We start from the raw sequence: 17,410 nt of genomic DNA, 5'->3' as shown, positions 1-17,410 counted from the left end.
AAAGGCGGTTTTGATTTTCGCAACGTGCCTTTGTGCTTGGCACTGCCCTGATTGGATCTCGGGAATGGCAGCCACCAAGAAGAAGGTTGTACGCAAGGCGAGGAAGGGCGAGCGGATCCGTCAGGTCGCGGCGATTCCTTTTCGGCTGGGCGAGCATGGCAACGTCGAGGTGATGCTGGTCACCTCGATATCGACAAGGCGCTTTATCGTGCCCAAGGGCTGGCCGATGAAGGGCAAGAGTGGGCGCAAGGCAGCCACCATCGAAGCGCAGGAGGAAGCCGGCGTCCTCGGCAAGACGCTGAAGCAGCCGGCCGGCACCTATTCCTACTGGAAGCGGCTGACAAACCGCTTCGTCCGCGTCGATGTCATCGTCTACCTGCTGGCGGTGACGGAGGAGCTGGCCAATTGGCAGGAAGCCAAAAGGCGGCAGCGAGCATGGCTGACGCCGGCAGACGCAGCAGTGCTCATCGACGAGCCCGACCTTTCAACGCTGCTGAAGGACTTGAAATTCCCCAACCAGCGCCCGCTGGCGAACTAGAACCAAGGCCTCATTTGGAGTCGCCATCTCCCTGAGGAAAAGGCCGCACCGGGGTGCCGGTGTAAGCCCACAACCATTCGCGTGGCAGTGGTCCCTTGTTGCGGCCGCTCTGTTGCGACTGTTCCCACGCATGCGCCAATATGCCGACCGAGCGCGAGAGCACGAAAAGGCCGCGTGTCAGCGGCGGCGGAAAGCCGAGCTCGCCATAGATGACGGCGGTGGCGCCGTCGATGTTGAGCGGGATCTTCTTGCCCTTGCGCCGCGTGACCTCGGCCTCAACAGCCTCGGCGATGTCGGCGAAACGTCCACTGATGATGCCCCGCGCGGCAAAATCGCGGGTCAGCTTGATGAGGCGCGGCGCCCGCGGATCGACCGGGTGGAAGCGGTGCCCGAGCCCCGGCACATAGGATTTTTCCTCGGCGAAGAAACGATCGAGCCGCGCCGCGACGGCATCGGCAAGCGTCACTCCTGCGTCCAGTGCCGCGGCGATGTCGCCGTAGAAGGCAAGCGCCTGCTCGCCGGCGCCGCCATGCACGTCGCCAAGCACATTGATGGCTGAGGCCATGGCGCTGTTGATGCCGACGCCGCAGGTAGCCGCCATGCGGGCAATGGCGATCGACGGCGCCTGCGGCCCATGATCGACGGCGGCACCGAGCGCGATGCCGAGCAGTGCCGCCTGCTCCTCACCAGGCAGTTCGCCGCGCAGCATCAGCCAGATCACCGCCGGAAAGCTGACGCGGCCGATCAGGTCCTGGATCTCATAGCCGCGCAGCCGGATCACGCCAGGGTGCATTTCGATGATATCGGTCTGCCACCATTCCTCGCCGCGCTCGCGGCCGGTTTTCTTCCCAACGTTGCTCATGTTCTCGCGTCGCTCATGCCTGCGCCCTTTTCTTGACGCGCGGCGGCAGGCTGGCAAACACCTCGTCCATATGCTCGCCCAGCGCCGGCGGCGGCTTGGTCGGCAAGGGTGCCGCACCATCGACCATGAACCCGCCGCGCACGACGGTCAGCGGCCGGTCGATGTTCGGCATGCCATCGAAACGGGTGGTCATCTCGCGCTCGATCACTTGCTGCTCGGCCAGCACCTGCGGGATCGTCAGCACCCTGCCCGCCGGCACGCCTGCGCGATTGAGCGTCTCCTCCCAGGCCGCGGCCGAGCCGTTCGCCAGCGCATCCTCGATCAGTGCCTTCAGGGCGATGCGGTTGCGCTTGCGCGTCTCGCGCTCGGCAAAGCGCGGGTCCGACGCCAGCTCCGGCAGCCCGACCAGCCGGCAGAGCGCCACGAACTGCTCCTGTTTGTTGGCGGCGATGTTGAGCAGACCGTCGCCGGTGCGAAACGTCCCGGAAGGTGCCGCCGTCATGTTCTCGTTGCCCATGGGCTGCGGCTCGACGTCAGCCGTCAGATAGTTGGAGACCGGCCAGCCCAGCGCGGAAAGCGTGCATTCGAGCATAGACACGTCGAGGAAGGCGCCCTCGCCCGTCGTCTTCTGCTTCACGAGTGCTGCCGCGATGGCGAACGCCCCGACCAGCCCGCCCAGCGTGTCGGCGACGGGATAACCGACACGCAGCGGCGCGGTCTCCGGTGTGCCGGTGATGCTCATGATTCCTGAAAGGCCCTGGATAATCTGGTCGTAGGCCGGATTGTCGCGCATCGGCCCGGTCTGGCCGAAGCCCGAAATCGCGCAATAGATAAGGCTGGGGCGGACCTCTTTCAGCCTCGCAAAGCCAAGCCCGAGCCGGTCCATCACGCCGGGGCGGAAATTCTCGACCAGCGCGTCGGCGGAGCCGACCAGATCGAGAAAGCGTTCGCGATCGGCCTCTTGCTTGAGATCGAGCACCACCGATCGTTTGCCGGCGTTCTGCGCCAGGAACGAAGCGCCCATTCCGGCACTGTTGAGTTCCGGCGAGCCGCCGAGCTGGCGCGCCAGGTCGCCGCCCTGCGGCGCCTCGACCTTGATCACGTCGGCCCCGAGCAGCGCCAGCTGATAGGCGCAGTAGGGGCCAGCCAGAACATTGGTCAGGTCGAGGACGCGGATACCGGACAGCAGATCGGTCATGATGTTCCAGACAGGTCAGGCATCGCCCGGCACATGCTCGGGTCCACGCCTGCGCTTGTGCTCGATGTAGGCCCAGATATGCGGCCCGATCAGCCCGATGAACGCAAGCGTCAGCAGCGTCAGCGACAGCGGATGCGTGTAGAACACCGACCAGTCGCCGTTCGAGATGGTCATTGCCCGGCGGAACTGGGTCTCGGCGAGTGGCCACAGGATCATGCCGATGATGACCGGCGCCGTCGGGAAATCGAAGCGCCGCATCAGGAATCCGGCCCCGCCGAGCAGATAAAGGATGACGAGATCGGTCGGCGACTGCGAAATACCGTAGGTGCCGACCGTGGCGAACACCAGGATGCCGGCATAGAGCTGTGGCGCCGGGATTTTCAGCAGCCGCACCCACAACCCGATCAGCGGCAGGTTGAGGATGACGAGGATGACATTGGCAATGAACAGGCTGGCGATCAGCCCCCAGACCAGATTGGCCTGCGTCATGAACAGCATCGGCCCGGGATTGATGCCATAGCTCTGGAAGGCCGACAGCATGATCGCGGCCGTCGCCGAGGTCGGTAGACCGAGCGTCAGCATCGGCACCAGCACGCCAGCAGCCGATGCGTTGTTGGCGGCCTCCGGGCCGGCAACACCTTCGATGGCGCCGGTCGTGCCGAACTCCTCCTTGTGTTTGGAGAGCTTCTTCTCCATCGCATAGGACAGGAACGTCGGGATTTCGGCGCCGCCGGCCGGCAGAGCGCCGATCGGGAAGCCGACCAAGGCGCCGCGCAGCCAAGCCTTCCACGAGCGTGCCCATTCGGCCGCCGTCATGTAGAGCGAGCCCTTCAGCGGCACGATCTCGTCCTTGCCGGCATAGCGGCGCGAGGCCATGTAGAACGTCTCGCCGACCGCAAAGAGGCCGACGGCGACGACGATCACGTCGACGCCGTCGAGCAGTTGGCTCATGCCGAAGGTGAAGCGCGGCTGCCCGGTCTGCAGGTCGACGCCGATCATGCCGATGACGAAGCCGACGAACAAGCTGGTCAGGCCACGCACCGACGACGAGCCGAGCACCGCCGAAACCGTGATGAAGGCCAGCACCATCAGCGAAAAATATTCGGCCGGGCCGAAAGACAGCGCGAACTTGACAACGACCGGGGCCAGGAAAGCGACGCCCAGCGTGCCGAGTGTGCCGGCGACGAAGGAGCCGATGGCCGAGGTGGCAAGTGCCGCGCCGCCGCGGCCGGAACGGGCCATCCTGTTGCCTTCCAGCGCAGTGACGATGGTCGCACTTTCGCCCGGCGTGTTGAGCAGGATCGATGTCGTCGAACCGCCATACATGGCGCCGTAATAGATACCGGCAAACAGGATGAAGGATGCTTCGGGCGCGACCTGGTAGGTGATCGGCAAAAGCAGCGCGATGGTCAGCGCCGGTCCGAGGCCGGGCAGCACGCCGATCGCTGTCCCCAGTGTCGTGCCGAGCAGGCACCACATGAGATTGACCGGCGTAAAAGCGACCGAAAATCCGTGCGCGAGATGGCTGAGCGTTTCCATGGCTTCAGCCTCTCAACATACCGATAATCGAATCGAGAACCGCGTTCAGCTGGTTCTCGATGAAGCCGGCGCCGATGTTGACGCCGAGCGCCCTGGCGAAGCCGAAATAGGCGGCAAGCGCCAGGATCAGGCCGAGCAGCACGTCACGCAGCGGATGTCTGCTGCCGAACCCGTGGCAGATGAGAACGAACATGATCACCGAGGCTGCGGTGAAGCCAAGCGGCTGGATCAGAACAAGATTCGCGACCAGTCCGACAGCGACGATGCCCATCGCCTTCCAGTCGGTCGGCGTTTCCTTTTCTTCTTCCGGTTGCCAGCCGCCCCGCAGGGCGGCGACGATCAGCAGAAGAGACAGAATCGTCATGCCGACCATGGTGATGTAGGGGAAGACGGTCGGGCCGACCTTGGAGTAGAGCGGCGATACCGGAATCGATAGCGTCTGCCATGCTACCGCGCCGGCGCAGGCGAGAAGCCCGATGCCGATCAGCAATTCGGGCACGGCAAGGCGCGGCCGCGCCGCCTGCTGGTCGCTGGTGCTCATGATCGTTCTCCCTGGATAGGCCGGTCTCCCACAGCCGACCTTACCGCAGTTTCACTTGCGCTGGATCGCATGTCCATGCGGCTGGCGAACTTCGGAAAGGGGCAGTGCAGACCGCCCCTCTCCGAGGAAATCAGGCAAGGCCGAGGTCCTTGAGGATGGCTGCGATCCGGGTCGTGTCTTCGGCGAGGAATTTCGCATAGTCGTCGCCGGTGAGCAGGATCTGCGTCCAGTTGCGGTTTTTGCACTCGGTGGCCCAGGCATCGCTTTTGGCCATGGTCTCGACCAGCGTGATCATCGCCGCCTTGTCGGCGTCGGAAACGCCCGGCGGTGCGAAGACGCCGCGCCAGTTGAACAGCTCGACATCGATGCCGGCTTCCTTCAGCGTCGGTGCGTCGATGCCTTCCTGGCGCTTGTCCGCGGAAATGGCGAGCAGCCGAAGCGCGCCTGCCTTGACCTGTTCGGAGAACTCGCCATAGCCGGAGATGCCGGCCGCGACCTGGTTGCCGAGAAGCGCCGACAGTGCCTCGCCGCCGCCGGCGAACGGCACGTAGGAGAGGTTGGCTGCCGGGACACCGGCCGTCTTCGCGATAAGGCCGAACAATATGTGGTCCGAGCCGCCGGCCGAACCGCCAGCCACCGGAACCTTGGTCGGATCGGCCTTGAGGGCGGCGACGAAATCCGCTGCTGTCTTGAACGGCGAGGCCGCCGGCACCACAAGCGCCTCGAATTCGCCGGTGAGGCGGGCAATCGGCGTGACTTCGGTGAGATTGTTGGCGGATTTGTTGGCGATGATGGCGCCAACCATGACCATGCCGGCAACCATCAGCGAATTGCCCTTGCCGTTCCACTGGCTGATGAATTGCGGCAGGCCGACTGTGCCGCCGGCGCCGCCGACATTGGTGATCTGCGAACCGGAGATCAGCTTCTCACTGCGCAGCACCTGGTCCATCGTGCGCGCCGTCTGGTCCCAGCCGCCGCCGGGCGCTGCCGGCACGAAAATCTGAATCTGCGGTGCATCCTGCGCGAAAGCGGGCGAGAGATGCAACGCTGCGAAACCGGCGGCGCCGGCGGCAGCGGTGCTCATTAAAAATCTGCGTCTATTCAGCATGGGATTCCTCCAATCACGACACCTCCTCTGGTGCCTGCCAGCAACGTAGCCTGAATTCAGACCCGCTCGACAAAAATTCATGCAGTCTTTGCCTCGTTCTGTCAACCGGAATGGCATTCTACTGGACAGAACCAGTTGCATGCGACACAATTGTTCCGATCGGCCCTTCTGTCCAACTGGGAACGGAACGACGTGGTCAAGCAGATAACCGTAACACAATCCAAGCCCGCGTCGACCAACGGCGTTGCCGCGCTCGATCGTGCGATTGCCATCCTCGATGCTTTCGCTACTGCCGACCGGTCGCTCAGCCTGGCCGAAATCGCGGCGCGGACCGGCCTCTACAAGAGCACGATCCTGAGGCTGGCCAACTCGTTGCTGCGCGGGCAGTTGCTGGAGCGTCTCGACGATGGCCGCTACCGTGTCGGCCCTGCCACCTTTCGGCTGGGTGCCCTATACCAGCGTTCGGTTGTGGCGATCGACATTCTGCTGCCGATAATGCGCGATCTGGCCGAGCGAAGCTGGGAAAGCGTCGCTTTCTATGTCCGTTCGGGCGACGTGCGCACCTGTCTCTACCGCGTCGAGTCCAAGCATCCCATCCGCTACACCATACGGGAAGGCGACGTGCTGCCGTTGCTGGCCGGTTCGGGCGGCCGCGTGCTTGCGGCGTTTTCCGGTCAGCAGGGCGAGCCTTACGAGACGATCCGCAAAACCTACCATTGTTTGTCGGTCGGCGACCGCGACCCCGAGACGGCGGGCGTGTCGGCACCGGTGTTCGGGCCGGGGCCGACCTTGCTCGGGGCATTGACGCTGTCCGGCCCGAGCACGCGCGTCGACGCGGCCTTTCTCCAGCGCATGAAAAACCCGCTGATCGAGGCAGCCGCACGCGCCACCCGCGCTTTTGGCGAAGACGCCTCGATGCTCGAACAGGCGGCCCGCAAAGCCGGCGCCGAGACGGAAGGCGTAAAAAGCCTCGATTCAGCCTGACCAGAACCACAAGATGACAGGCAGCATCCTCAAGCCTGCCGTTCCAGCAGGATCGTCGCATCGTCGTGACAGGTGGTCCGCAGCACCTCCCTGTAGCCGCATTTTGCCGCGACGTTCAATGACGCGGTGTTTTCCGGATCGATGATGCAGACGGTCCTTGCGCGCCCGAATGCATCGTCGCCCCAGGCGAGAACCCGTCCGACGACTTCGCTGGCGAACCCTTTGCCATGTGCGCTCGGGGCCAATGCCCAACCGGCTTCCGGAACGCCTTCGATCGACGGCACCATGTCGCGCTTCAGATCGTGAAAGCCGGCCTCGCCGATGAAGCGGCCGGATGCCTTGTCCTCGATCGCCCAAAAGCCGTAGCCCAGCAGCGACCACAGGCCGGCATGACGCAGGATGCGCATCCAGCTTTCCTCCCGAGTGCGCGGCTTGCCGCCGATGAAGCGAGTGACGGCCGGATCGGCCCACATGGCGACATAGGTATCAAAATCGTCGAGCTGGTGTGGTCGCAGCACGGTGCGCGGCGTTTCAATGACGGGAGCGACGAGCGCCTGTGGATTGATCATGTGTCATGCCTCGGTTGCGTTTGCCTGTGCTTAGTGCATGTCGCCCAGGAAGCCTGCCCTTGGGCTTGACCGAGGATGCTCGGCGGTTTTGGGAAAAACGATATGCGACAGAGATCCAAATTGCCTGCACCAGACAAGTGCCAAAGCCTGTGCAGATCATCTTCCAGTCCAATGTGAATCCTGCCCAGCGGTGCTACTTTACCAGCAGCTGATTCAGCGTCCGCTGTGCCGTCCGACGGAGGGAAAAGGGCATGGATACCACCGATCTTCTGCTTGCCATCTTTCATCATCTGCTGGTGTTTTCGCTGGCGGGCATCATCGGCGCCGAATTTGTCCTGATCCGCGGCGATCTGCCCGCCGCGACGCTCCGGCGGCTTGTCGGCATCGATCGCCATTATGGCATCATCGCCATGCTGATCATCGTCGTCGGCATCGGCCGCGTCATCTACGGCCTGAAGGGCTGGGAATTCTACGTCTACAACTGGGTGTTCTGGGCAAAGATGGCGGCCTTTGTCACCGTCGGCCTGTTGTCGATTATCCCGACGATCCGCTTTGTTTCCTGGAACAGGCAGGCCTCGGCCAGCCCCGGTTTTCAAGTGCCGGCGGCGCAACTTGCATCCGTTCGAACTTATGTCCGCGCCGAAGCTTTCATCTTCCTGCTGATCCCGGTCTTCGCCGCGGCGATGGCGCGCGGCTACGGCTACTGAATTTCGCCTACCGGTTCGAGCGGCGCAATTTCGACCAGCGGCGCCGGAACATTATTCGTCTTCTCCTCGGCCTTGCAGATGTCGGCGATGACACAGAGCGGGCAATCCGGTTTGCGCGCCTTGCAGACATAGCGCCCATGCAGAATCAGCCAGTGATGCGCATGGCGCATATATTCGTCCGGAATGATCCTCAACAGCCCCTGCTCGACCTGCTCCGGCGTTTTGCCGGGCGCCAGTCCCAGCCGATTGCCGATGCGGAAGATATGCGTGTCGACCGCCATCGTGTGCTGGCCGAAGGCCATATTGAGCACGACATTGGCGGTCTTGCGCCCGACGCCCGGCAGCTTGACCAGCTGGTCGCGGTCATCAGGCACCTCGCCGCCATGGTCGCGGATCAGCGCTTCCGACAGCGCAATGACGTTCTTGGCCTTGTTGCGCCAAAGCCCGACGGTGCGGATATACTCGCCGACCTTGGCCTCGCCGAGCGCCAGCATCTTTTGCGGCGTGTCGGCGACCTTGAACAGCGCCCGCGTTGCTTTGTTGACGCCGACATCGGTCGCCTGTGCCGAAAGCACCACCGCCACCAGCAGCGTGAAGGCGTTGACATGTTCGAGCTCGCCCTTCGGCTCGGGCCGCTGAACGGAAAAGCGTCGGAAAATCTCGTGCACCTCGGCCGGGCTGTAGGGGGACCGCACCCGCCGGGCACGCGGTTTGACGTTCGCGCCGTCGCGTCGGCCGGGGAGCGGTTCATTTTTGGGTGTAGAGGAATTTTTGGGCTTGGGGCTCGTCATCCCCTTCCTATAATATCCCGTCATGAGCGACACAAACGCCTCATTTCAGGCCGACGAGCCATTCTTCCAGGCGTTGCTGATACCGCATCGGTCGCTGGGCAAAACCGGCTTTGCCATCCTGATGGGCGCTCTGCTGTTCGGCTCGTTGGTGACCGGAGCGTTTTTCCTGTCGCGCGGCGCCTGGCCGGTATTCGGCTTCTTCGGCCTCGATGTGATTGCCGTCTACATCGCCTTTCGCGCCAATTATCGTGCCGCCCGCGCCCGCGAGGAAGTGTCGGTCTCGCGCACCAGCCTCGACATCCGCAAGACCGCGCCGTCAGGCAAATCGGAAGCGCATCGCTTCAATCCGTTCTGGGCGCGTTTTTCGGTCGCCCGCCACGCCGAGATCGGCATCACCAGGATGGCGGTGGAAGCACAAGGGCAGAATGTGCCGATCGGCGGCTTCCTCAATCCCGACGACCGCGAGAGTTTTGCGTCAGCCTTTTCGCGTGCCCTGGCGACCGCGAAAGCGCGCTGAATGTGAGCGAACCGCCTCGTCCGCGAAACGGGTTTTTCAGCAGCGATTGAGGCAACCGGCTCTCCAGTGCCTTGCCATAAACGGTAATTAGCAGCGTCTCCTTCTCCTTGGTGAGATGCACCTTTTCGCCAGCCATCGTCGGCTCCCTCCTCGAAGCCAAATCTATCTGGGTGCACAAGGCGAGAAGGCAAGTTTCGGGTGGTGATCGGAGCCGCGAAGGACGATATTCATGCTCAAGGAGATAGTCCTATGAACGCGCAGACAGCTATTCTTGAAAAAGACATCACGCCCGAAGGCGGCGACTACGAAATCGTCCGTCACGCCATTGAGAAGATCAGCCTCGACTACCGCGACCAGCCCTCGCTTGAGGTCCTGGCCGAGGAAGTTGGCGAGACGCCGACCGGTCTGCAGAAGCTCTTCACCCGCTGGGCCGGCCTGTCGCCCAAGGCCTTCCTCCAGGCTGTCACGCTCGACCATGCGCGCAAACTGCTCGATTCCGGCATGCCGCTGCTCGAGGCTTCTTTCGAGGTCGGCATGTCAGGCCCTGGCCGGTTGCACGACCTTTTCGTCACCCACGAGGCGATGTCGCCGGGTGACTACAAGACGCGCGGCGCCGGGCTGACGATCCGCTATGGCTACCACATCTCGCCTTTCGGCATCGCCCTGATCATGGTCACCGACCGCGGGCTTGCCGGCCTCGCCTTCAGCGATGCCGGCGACGAGCGGGCGGCCTTCGCCGACATGTCCGGCCGCTGGCCGAACGCAAACTATGTCGAGGACATGGCGGCGACGGCGCCCTATGCCGCGCGCATCTTCGACCCGGCATTGTGGCGCGCCGACCAGCCGCTGCGCGTCGTCTTGATCGGCACCGACTTTCAGGTCCGCGTCTGGGAGGCTCTGCTGCGCATTCCGATGGGCAAGGCCTGCACCTATTCCTCGATCGCCGCCCGCATCGGCGCACCGAGCGCCAGCCGGGCGGTGGGCGCCGCGGTCGGCGCCAATCCGATGTCCTTCGTGGTGCCGTGCCACCGGGCTCTCGGCAAGTCCGGCGCGCTCACCGGCTACCACTGGGGCCTGACCCGCAAGCGCGCCATCCTTGGCTGGGAAGCGGGACAGGTCGGGTCTTGATGATGCGCCCAAAGGTTCGGGCCAGCAGCGCGCGGGTTTCATGTCGCGCCGGTCTGGCAAGCAGCGGCCTAACGGAGTAGCTTCCCGCGCAATTAGAGCGACGTGCGTCCATTCGGACGCACAAAGTACGCTCTAACACTTTAATTCTATGCATCGTGCTTTCCGAAAACCGATTCCGATTTTCGGAAAGCACGATGCGTCAGCAGGGAGGCACCACTTGATCATCGTTATCGGCTCGATCAACCTCGATCTTATCGCCAATGTCGACCGCTTGCCGGCACCGGGCGAGACGGTTCGGGGCTCCGGCTTTACCACCGCACCCGGCGGCAAGGGCGCCAACCAGGCGCTGGCCGCCGCGCGCGCCGGCGCCAAGGTGCGCATGGTCGGCGCGGTCGGCAAGGACAACTTCGCCACTGAAGCGCTGGCGCTGCTGCGGGATGGCAAGATCGACCTGTCCGGTGTCGGTGAAACCTTCGCCTCGACCGGCACGGCATTGATCATGGTCGCCGACGACGGCGAGAACGTCATTGCCGTGGTGCCGGGGGCCAATGATTCGGTCGTGACCGGCGACCTTTCCAAGGCTTTCATGAAGAAGGGCGACGTCGTGCTCCTGCAGCAGGAGATCCCGCTACAGACTATCGATGCAGCACTGGACGCGGCACGGGCGGCAGGCGCGGTTACCGTGCTCAACACGGCACCGTTCCGCGGCGAGGCGGCCGCCCTCCTCGGCAAGGCCGACTATGTCGTCGCCAACGAAAGCGAATTCGACCTCTATGGCGAGGCGCTGTCACTGAGCGGCCGCGATCGCCCGGCGCGGATGCGCGATTACGCCGGGAAGACTGGTCGTACAATTGTCGTCACGCTCGGCGGTGACGGCGTTCTGGCTGCCACGCCAGCCGATCTTCTGATGGTCCCGGCGCTGATGATCACTCCGGTCGATACGGTCGGCGCCGGCGACACGTTTTGCGGCTATTTCGCCGCCGGGCTGTCATCCGGCCTGCCGCTCGATCAGGCGCTCGCCCGCGCCTCAGCCGCTGGTTCGCTCGCTTGCCTGAAGCCCGGCGCCCAGCCGGCGATCCCGCTGGCGAAGGAAGTCGACGCGGCGCTGCAAAAATCCGCCAGCTAGGTGAGAGCCGTGCGCCCTGCCACGAAACACGCCGTGCCGCCCGCCGGCGATATCTGCCGTCTGTCCGCTGTGGAGCTTGCCGACGCGATCCGGCGCCGTCAGCTTTCCGTGCGCGAGGTGGTGACGGCATTCCTCGACCGGATCGAAGCAGTGAACCCGCTGGTCAACGCCATCGTCTCGCTGCGCGACCGTGCCAACATCCTGCAAGAGGCCGACGAGGCAGGCGCCCATCTGGCGCGTGCAGAACATGCCGGGCCCCTGTTCGGCCTGCCGATCGCCATCAAGGATCTCGCGCAGACCAAGGGCCTCAGGACCACTTTCGGCTCGCCGATCTTCGCCGATTTCCTGCCTGAGGAAGACGACTTTTTCGTCGAACGCATCCGCAAGGCCGGCGCCATCATCATCGGCAAGACCAACGTTCCCGAATTCGGGCTTGGCTCCAACACTTACAACACCGTGTTCGGTCCGACGCTCAACGCTTTCGATCCGGCCCTGACCGCCGGCGGTTCGAGCGGCGGCGCGGCGGTCGCACTTGCGCTCGACATGCTTCCCCTGGCCGACGGCAGCGACTTTGGCGGCTCGCTGCGCAATCCGGCCGCCTATAACAATGTCTATGGCTTCCGTCCCTCCCAGGGACTTGTCCCTGCCGGCCCTGACCTCGACGTCTTTCACGCGCAGATGGGCGTCGAAGGGCCAATGGGCCGCAGCGTGCGCGACATGGCGCTGCTGCTCGACGAGCAGGCTGGCTACGACCCTCGCGCGCCGCTCTCACATCACAAGCACGGTTCGTTCCTCGAAGGCCTGCAAACGGGAGCGCCCGGCGGCCGCATCGCCTGGTTTGGCGATCTCGGTGGTCATCTGCCGGTCAAACCCGACATCCTTGATCTTTGCGAGGCCGCTCTCGGCCGGTTCGCCGACGTATCCTTTCAGACCGAAGCGCTGGTACCGGATTTCGACTACGAAGCGCTGTGGCAAGCCTTTGTGACGCTGCGCCAGGCAAGCAGCGGTTGTGCGCTCAAGGCGCATTACGACGATCCCCTGAAACGCAGTCTTCTGAAGCCGGAGGCCGTGTGGGAGGTGGAACATGCGCTGCAGCTCGCGGCGCCGCAAATCCACGCCGCCACGGTGAGGCGCTCGTCCTGGCACAAAACCCTACTATCGCTCTTCGACCGCTTCGACCTCGTCGCATTGCCGACTGCGCAGATCTTCCCCTTCGAGGTCTCCACCCACTGGCCGACGCAAGTGGCCGGGCGTGCCATGGACAGCTATCACCGCTGGATGCAGGTTTCAGCGTTCGCCACGCTGGGCGGCTGCCCTGCGGTCAACGTACCGGCGGGCTTCGATGCCAGAGGCCGGCCGATGGGCATGCAATTGATCGGACGGCCGCGCGGCGACATGGCCGTGCTGAGAGCGGCGGCGGCCTACGAGACGACGCTGCCATGGCAGGCCGGAGCCTAAAATCCAGGTCAGGGCTGCCAGCGACATGTGCTGCCGGCTTGCACCTGCGTTACTGTCATGCATTGATCACGGTCGGTCGCGTCGCAAGCCGCATACTGTCGAGGAAAACCATGTCGCTGGAACTCTACGCTACTTATGTCGTTGCCTGTATCGTCATTGTCCTGGTGCCTGGACCGACGGTCACGCTGATCATCGCCAACAGCATCCGCCATGGCTCCCGCGCCGGCCTCGCCAACGTCGCCGGCACGCAGGCCGGGCTGGCCATCATGATTGCCATTGTCGGCATCGGATTGACTTCGCTGATCGCGGGCATGGGCCATTGGTTCGAATGGGTGAGGCTGATCGGCGCTGCCTATCTGATCTGGATGGGTGTGCAGATGTTCCGCTCCAAGGGCAAGCTGAACGCCGACGGATCGGCGAAGGCACCGCGCGGCGGCTTCTTCCTCCAAGGCCTGCTGGTGGCGATCAGCAATCCCAAGACGCTGGTGTTCTTCGGCGCCTTCTTTCCGCAGTTCGTCGCCCCTGAAGGCAACTACGCGTTGCAGATCGTCGTCATGGGTCTCACCGCACTGATCTTCGCCGCCGTGTCGGATTCGACCTTCGCGCTGGCCGCCGGCCGCGCCGGACGCCTGCTCTCGGCCGGCCGCATCAAGCTCATGTCCAGAATCAGCGGCAGTTTCCTGATCGGCGGCGGCCTGTGGCTGGCGTTTTCTAAGGCGAAGTAATCAGTGGCATCGTTAGTGCCGACCTATTGAAATCGACATCTGCTCTACTCAAATAAACGGCTGTAGAAACACCGCAAAGTTGAGAGACAGAATTTACGATGTTCGAAAGTCTGGAAATTCTAAGCGGCGGAATTGGAGCATCCTTCCGCCCGAAGAATCGATTCTTGCGCCTCGTGGAGTATTGCACGATCGTCATGATTTTCGGCGTAATCGCCTGTTTTTTTCTTCGTTAATTCTCTTATTAGATGAAATCTCAGCTCGACCCGAATGGGCAACCTGTTGAATGCTCGCATCTTTGTAGCTTGCAGAACGAACATCATTTGGACAACACCTAATTGAAAGCCCGCTTTCTGGCCACCATATGGATCTGGGTGGAGGGACGGAACCAGTGTCGCGTACTCATTGGCAGTTGCTGTGGGGCACGTTTTGGATGGTTTTCATCGGCGGGTTTTTCGCAATGGCAATCACGGTCGCGCTAAACAAGTGGGTAAATGAAGCAAGCCCAATCCGCTCCGTTGACGCGGTCGATGCCACAATCAAAACGGTCTATTGGGGCAAGGGCTATGGCCGCACTTATGCGCTGTTCCTCGACAACGGTTCGTTGATACTCGTTGAAGACGAGCAACCGCACCTGATCGGCTCGAACGCCAGGCTTGAGCGCGTTACACGCAACAACGGTTCCGTGTCCTACCGGTTTGCACATTGAACCCCAAGGCAAAAGCGCGGTTCGCCCTCACCTTCATGCTCCTGCGGGAAAATCTCCGGGGCATCGTCATCACCAGCCTTGTGGTCGGTGTCTGCATTCTGGCAATCGGCGCACTGATTGCAAGGCGGAGCAGCCCAATCATCGATGTGGAGTCTACGACTGGCACTGTGGTCAACGTTCTCAATGTTCCTCCGAGTCCGGAAGCGTGGATCGGAAGAGGATTCCGTTATCAGTACGGAATCCGTCTCAACGAAAATGACCTCCTGGTATTCGTATATGGTAACGCAGCAACGCCGCGAGCTATCGGATCAGAAGTTTCGATCGAGCGGCAGTACCGTCGCAATGGCACCGAAACATACCAATTGCTTGATGAGTGAGTGAGCGGCCCTAAAGCCGCCCCAGCCTTTCCAGCAGCAGCGCGAAAAACGCATCGTGGTCGATGTCGCGCATCACCATGGCGTTGTTGGGCCGCTTGGTCACGCCCCACCAGTCGATCACGGTCATGCCCATGGTGAGTTCCGAGGTGATTTCCACGGTAACGTTGCAGTTGCGGCCGCTGAACAGCTCCGGTTTCAACAGATAGGCGATGACGCAAGGGTCGTGCAGCGGTCCGCCATCGGTGCCGTATTTCTCCTCGTCGAAGCGCTCGAAGAATTCCAGCATCTCTGTAGTGGCCGTGCCAACCCTGGTGCCGAGCTTGCGGAAGGCCTGGGTACGCTTGGCCGTGGTCAGCGCCTTGTGGGTGACGTCGAGCGGCATCATGACGATCGGAATGCCGGATTTGAACACGACATCGGCGGCATGCGGGTCGACATAGATGTTGAATTCGGCGGTCGGGGTGACATTGCCGCCTTCGAAGAAGCCGCCGCCCATCAGCACGATTTCCTTGATGCGCGGCGCGATCTTCGGCTCGCGGATCAGCGCCAGCGCTATGTTGGTGAGCGGTCCGAGCGCGCAGAGCGTGATCGTGCCGCTCTCTTCCTTCATCAGTGTCTCGACGATGAAATCGACGGCATACTGGTCCTGCAGCTTCATTGTCGGTTCGGGCAATTGCGGTCCATTGAGACCGGTCTCGCCATGCACCTCCTCGGCGGTGACCAGTTCACGTGCCAGCGGGCGGATGGCGCCGGCATAGACTTTGATGTCTGGCCTGCCGGCCAGTTCGCAGATCTTGCGTGCGTTCTTTTCGGTGAGCCTCAGCGGCACGTTGCCGGCAACGGCGGTCATACCGACGATCTCCAGCTCGGCGCTGCCGAGTGCCAGCAATATGGCGACGGCATCATCCTGGCCGGGATCCGTGTCGATGATGATCTTGCGGGATTGGGGCATTTCAATTCCTTGTTTGGGGAGTCTTTTTGGGCGGGGCTTTTAACGGCTTGAACTTGACCGCGGGGCGGACCATATCAAGACCATCGGGAAAAATGCCATCTGGGTTTTTCCACTTTATGTCGCTCTTGAGAGGACAGTGTAACATGAGCCGAATGACGCCTTTTTCCAGCCCGCTGCTCCTGGGTTTCGACGCCATGGAAAAGACTCTGGAACGTTTGGCGAAGTCGGGTGACAGCTACCCTCCCTATAACATCGAGCGCCTCAGCGGTGCCGACGGCAAGGCCGAAAGGCTGCGTATCACGCTCGCTGTCGCCGGTTTCGCGGAAATCGATCTCGATGTGACCACGGAGGAGAACCAGTTAGTGGTGCGCGGCCGTCAGAACGACGATACCGAGCGCGAATTTCTTCATCGCGGCATTGCCGCGCGCCAGTTCCAGCGCTGTTTCGTGCTGGCCGACGGCATGCGGGTGATCGCGGCGGAGCTGAAGAACGGCCTTTTGTCGATCGATCTCGATCGGCCTGAGTCCGAACGGCTGGTACGAAAAATAAACATATCGGTGAAAGACTGATCTTTACCACTGCATCGGCCGGAAAATCGGAGTCGATTTTCCGAAAGCACGATGCAGCAAATTGAAGTGTTAGAGCGTCCAATTGGACACACGGCGCTCTAATGGCTCTCATGCGAGGCGGCCTTGAACGGCGTCCTCGCGGCAAGGAGGCTTAAATGACCAGAACTGACGAAAACCTCATCATGACCAGCGGTGAATTCGCCCATCTCGGCGAGGGCTCGGTCGCCTATCTCAGGAAAGTGTCGAGCGACGATCTCCGTGGCCGTTTCCCGGGCCTCGGCGAAATCGCGCCCGGCCTGGAACTGTGGGCCCTGTTTGCCGCCAATGGCCAGCCGATCCTGCTTTCAGACGCTCGTGAAAGAGCGCTGGCTGGCGCCCTGGAAAACGACCTGACCCCCGTCGCCATCCACTAACGGCGCAGCGATCTGGTTGGAAACGGACAGGGCCGCTCACGGCGGCCCTTCAACGGATCTGATCAAAAAAGCTCAGGCTGCATGCGAGGCCTGCGTGTCCGACAAAAGCGCGTGGATCGCGGCGGCGTCGCGGGTGCCCCTTATCTTGGCCACCGTGTCGGCGTCGCGCAGCACCCGCGCGATGCGCGACAGCGCCTTGAGGTGGTCCGCGCCGGCGCCTTCGGGCGCCAAAAGCAGGAACACCAGATCGACCGGCTGGTCGTCCAGCGCCTCGAAATCAACCGGCGTCTCCAGCCGGGCGAAAACCCCGGCGATCCGCTTCACCCCCGCCAGCTTGCCATGCGGAATGGCAATGCCGTTGCCGACACCGGTCGAGCCCAGCCGTTCACGCTGCAGGATGGTGTCGAACACCTCCCGTTCCGGAATGCCGGCAATCGCCGCCGCCCTTTCAGACAGCATTTGCAGCAATTGCTTCTTGGAGTTCGCCTTCAACGCCGGCAAGATTGCCGGAACGTTGATAAGATCGCTCAGATCCATACTTGAAATCCCTTGTTCGCCTACCGTCGCCAGCCCTCACTCTCGCGTGCGGCTTGGTGCCTTAT

Annotated in this window: 21 protein-coding genes; 12 read left to right on the top strand and 9 right to left on the bottom strand. The window is 62.7% G+C overall.

Translation table 11 applies throughout. From position 1 onward, the window contains the following. The first annotated feature begins 64 nt into the window (after positions 1-64). The gene (locus tag EN807_RS09275) at positions 65-538 is read left to right on the top strand and encodes an NUDIX hydrolase (protein WP_135934705.1); all 474 of its coding nucleotides are present in this window, start codon (positions 65-67) and stop codon (positions 536-538) included. Between the two features lie 10 nt (positions 539-548). Here EN807_RS09275 and EN807_RS09270 read toward each other — a convergent pair whose 3' ends face one another. The 5 genes from EN807_RS09270 to EN807_RS09250 form a co-directional block, all read right to left on the bottom strand. Then, positions 549-1,400 (bottom strand): citryl-CoA lyase, encoded by an 852-nt coding sequence (locus EN807_RS09270; protein WP_135934704.1) that lies wholly within the window; start codon positions 1,398-1,400, stop codon positions 549-551. A 13-nt stretch (positions 1,401-1,413) separates the two neighbouring features. Continuing rightward, the gene (locus EN807_RS09265) at positions 1,414-2,598 is read right to left on the bottom strand and encodes a CoA transferase (protein ID WP_135934703.1); all 1,185 of its coding nucleotides are present in this window, start codon (positions 2,596-2,598) and stop codon (positions 1,414-1,416) included. 15 nt (positions 2,599-2,613) lie between these two features. After that, the gene (locus EN807_RS09260; RefSeq protein WP_135934702.1) at positions 2,614-4,137 is read right to left on the bottom strand and encodes a tripartite tricarboxylate transporter permease; all 1,524 of its coding nucleotides are present in this window, start codon (positions 4,135-4,137) and stop codon (positions 2,614-2,616) included. A 4-nt stretch (positions 4,138-4,141) separates the two neighbouring features. Then, positions 4,142-4,678: a tripartite tricarboxylate transporter TctB family protein gene (locus EN807_RS09255; RefSeq protein ID WP_135934701.1), complete on the bottom strand. Its 537-nt coding sequence runs from the start codon at positions 4,676-4,678 to the stop codon at positions 4,142-4,144. A 130-nt stretch (positions 4,679-4,808) separates the two neighbouring features. Next, positions 4,809-5,786 (bottom strand): tripartite tricarboxylate transporter substrate-binding protein, encoded by a 978-nt coding sequence (locus tag EN807_RS09250; RefSeq protein ID WP_095496841.1) that lies wholly within the window; start codon positions 5,784-5,786, stop codon positions 4,809-4,811. A gap of 204 nt (positions 5,787-5,990) precedes the next feature. On the opposite strand from EN807_RS09250, the gene EN807_RS09245 reads away from it, so the two are divergent. Continuing rightward, positions 5,991-6,770: an IclR family transcriptional regulator gene (locus EN807_RS09245; RefSeq protein WP_164783782.1), complete on the top strand. Its 780-nt coding sequence runs from the start codon at positions 5,991-5,993 to the stop codon at positions 6,768-6,770. A gap of 29 nt (positions 6,771-6,799) precedes the next feature. Here the strand turns inward: EN807_RS09245 and EN807_RS09240 are convergent, their stop codons facing one another. Next, positions 6,800-7,339 (bottom strand): GNAT family N-acetyltransferase, encoded by a 540-nt coding sequence (locus EN807_RS09240; protein WP_135934700.1) that lies wholly within the window; start codon positions 7,337-7,339, stop codon positions 6,800-6,802. A gap of 251 nt (positions 7,340-7,590) precedes the next feature. On the opposite strand from EN807_RS09240, the gene EN807_RS09235 reads away from it, so the two are divergent. Further along, positions 7,591-8,046: a DUF2214 family protein gene (locus EN807_RS09235; protein ID WP_135934699.1), complete on the top strand. Its 456-nt coding sequence runs from the start codon at positions 7,591-7,593 to the stop codon at positions 8,044-8,046. Here EN807_RS09235 and nth read toward each other — a convergent pair. Further along, on the bottom strand, positions 8,040-8,837 hold the full coding sequence (gene nth, locus EN807_RS09230) for an endonuclease III (protein WP_135934698.1): 798 nt from the start codon (positions 8,835-8,837) through the stop codon (positions 8,040-8,042). The genes EN807_RS09235 and nth overlap by 7 nt on opposite strands. Positions 8,838-8,859: 22 nt before the next feature. Here nth and EN807_RS09225 point away from each other — a divergent pair, with 22 nt between their 5' ends. From EN807_RS09225 to EN807_RS09190, 7 genes are all read left to right on the top strand, one after another. Continuing rightward, positions 8,860-9,354 (top strand): DUF2244 domain-containing protein, encoded by a 495-nt coding sequence (locus EN807_RS09225; protein ID WP_135934697.1) that lies wholly within the window; start codon positions 8,860-8,862, stop codon positions 9,352-9,354. A gap of 249 nt (positions 9,355-9,603) precedes the next feature. Continuing rightward, on the top strand, positions 9,604-10,482 hold the full coding sequence (locus EN807_RS09215) for a methylated-DNA--[protein]-cysteine S-methyltransferase (protein WP_135934696.1): 879 nt from the start codon (positions 9,604-9,606) through the stop codon (positions 10,480-10,482). 217 nt (positions 10,483-10,699) lie between these two features. Then, complete coding sequence (locus EN807_RS09210; RefSeq protein WP_135934695.1) at positions 10,700-11,608, top strand: ribokinase; 909 nt, start codon at positions 10,700-10,702, stop codon at positions 11,606-11,608. After that, a complete protein-coding gene (locus EN807_RS09205) occupies positions 11,609-13,066 on the top strand; it encodes an amidase (protein WP_135934694.1) in 1,458 nt (485 codons plus the stop codon). It begins immediately after the preceding gene. Between the two features lie 110 nt (positions 13,067-13,176). Beyond that, complete coding sequence (locus EN807_RS09200; RefSeq protein ID WP_135934693.1) at positions 13,177-13,791, top strand: LysE family translocator; 615 nt, start codon at positions 13,177-13,179, stop codon at positions 13,789-13,791. A gap of 388 nt (positions 13,792-14,179) precedes the next feature. Continuing rightward, positions 14,180-14,497, top strand: a complete 318-nt coding sequence (locus tag EN807_RS09195) for a hypothetical protein (protein ID WP_246684042.1) — start codon at positions 14,180-14,182, stop codon at positions 14,495-14,497. Next, complete coding sequence (locus tag EN807_RS09190; RefSeq protein ID WP_135934692.1) at positions 14,494-14,874, top strand: hypothetical protein; 381 nt, start codon at positions 14,494-14,496, stop codon at positions 14,872-14,874. Before EN807_RS09195 ends, EN807_RS09190 begins: the two co-directional genes overlap by 4 nt. A 10-nt stretch (positions 14,875-14,884) precedes the next feature. Here EN807_RS09190 and EN807_RS09185 read toward each other — a convergent pair whose 3' ends face one another. Next, a complete protein-coding gene (locus EN807_RS09185; RefSeq protein ID WP_135934691.1) occupies positions 14,885-15,826 on the bottom strand; it encodes a nucleoside hydrolase in 942 nt (313 codons plus the stop codon). Between the two features lie 143 nt (positions 15,827-15,969). Between EN807_RS09185 and EN807_RS09180 the strand changes: the two genes are divergently transcribed. Together EN807_RS09180 and EN807_RS09175 are read left to right on the top strand one after the other, a co-directional pair. Next, positions 15,970-16,395 (top strand): Hsp20 family protein, encoded by a 426-nt coding sequence (locus tag EN807_RS09180; RefSeq protein WP_127315949.1) that lies wholly within the window; start codon positions 15,970-15,972, stop codon positions 16,393-16,395. A 155-nt stretch (positions 16,396-16,550) separates the two neighbouring features. Beyond that, the gene (locus tag EN807_RS09175) at positions 16,551-16,808 is read left to right on the top strand and encodes a DUF1150 family protein (protein ID WP_127315950.1); all 258 of its coding nucleotides are present in this window, start codon (positions 16,551-16,553) and stop codon (positions 16,806-16,808) included. Between the two features lie 72 nt (positions 16,809-16,880). Here EN807_RS09175 and ptsN read toward each other — a convergent pair whose 3' ends face one another. Then, positions 16,881-17,345, bottom strand: a complete 465-nt coding sequence (ptsN, locus tag EN807_RS09170; RefSeq protein WP_023797448.1) for a PTS IIA-like nitrogen regulatory protein PtsN — start codon at positions 17,343-17,345, stop codon at positions 16,881-16,883. Between the last annotated feature and the right edge of the window lie 65 nt (positions 17,346-17,410).

The sequence above is a fragment of the Mesorhizobium sp. M5C.F.Ca.ET.164.01.1.1 genome, from assembly GCF_004792125.1.
GTDB lineage: Bacteria > Pseudomonadota > Alphaproteobacteria > Rhizobiales > Rhizobiaceae > Mesorhizobium > Mesorhizobium wenxiniae.
This window is presented reverse-complemented; position numbering and strand designations above follow the sequence as displayed.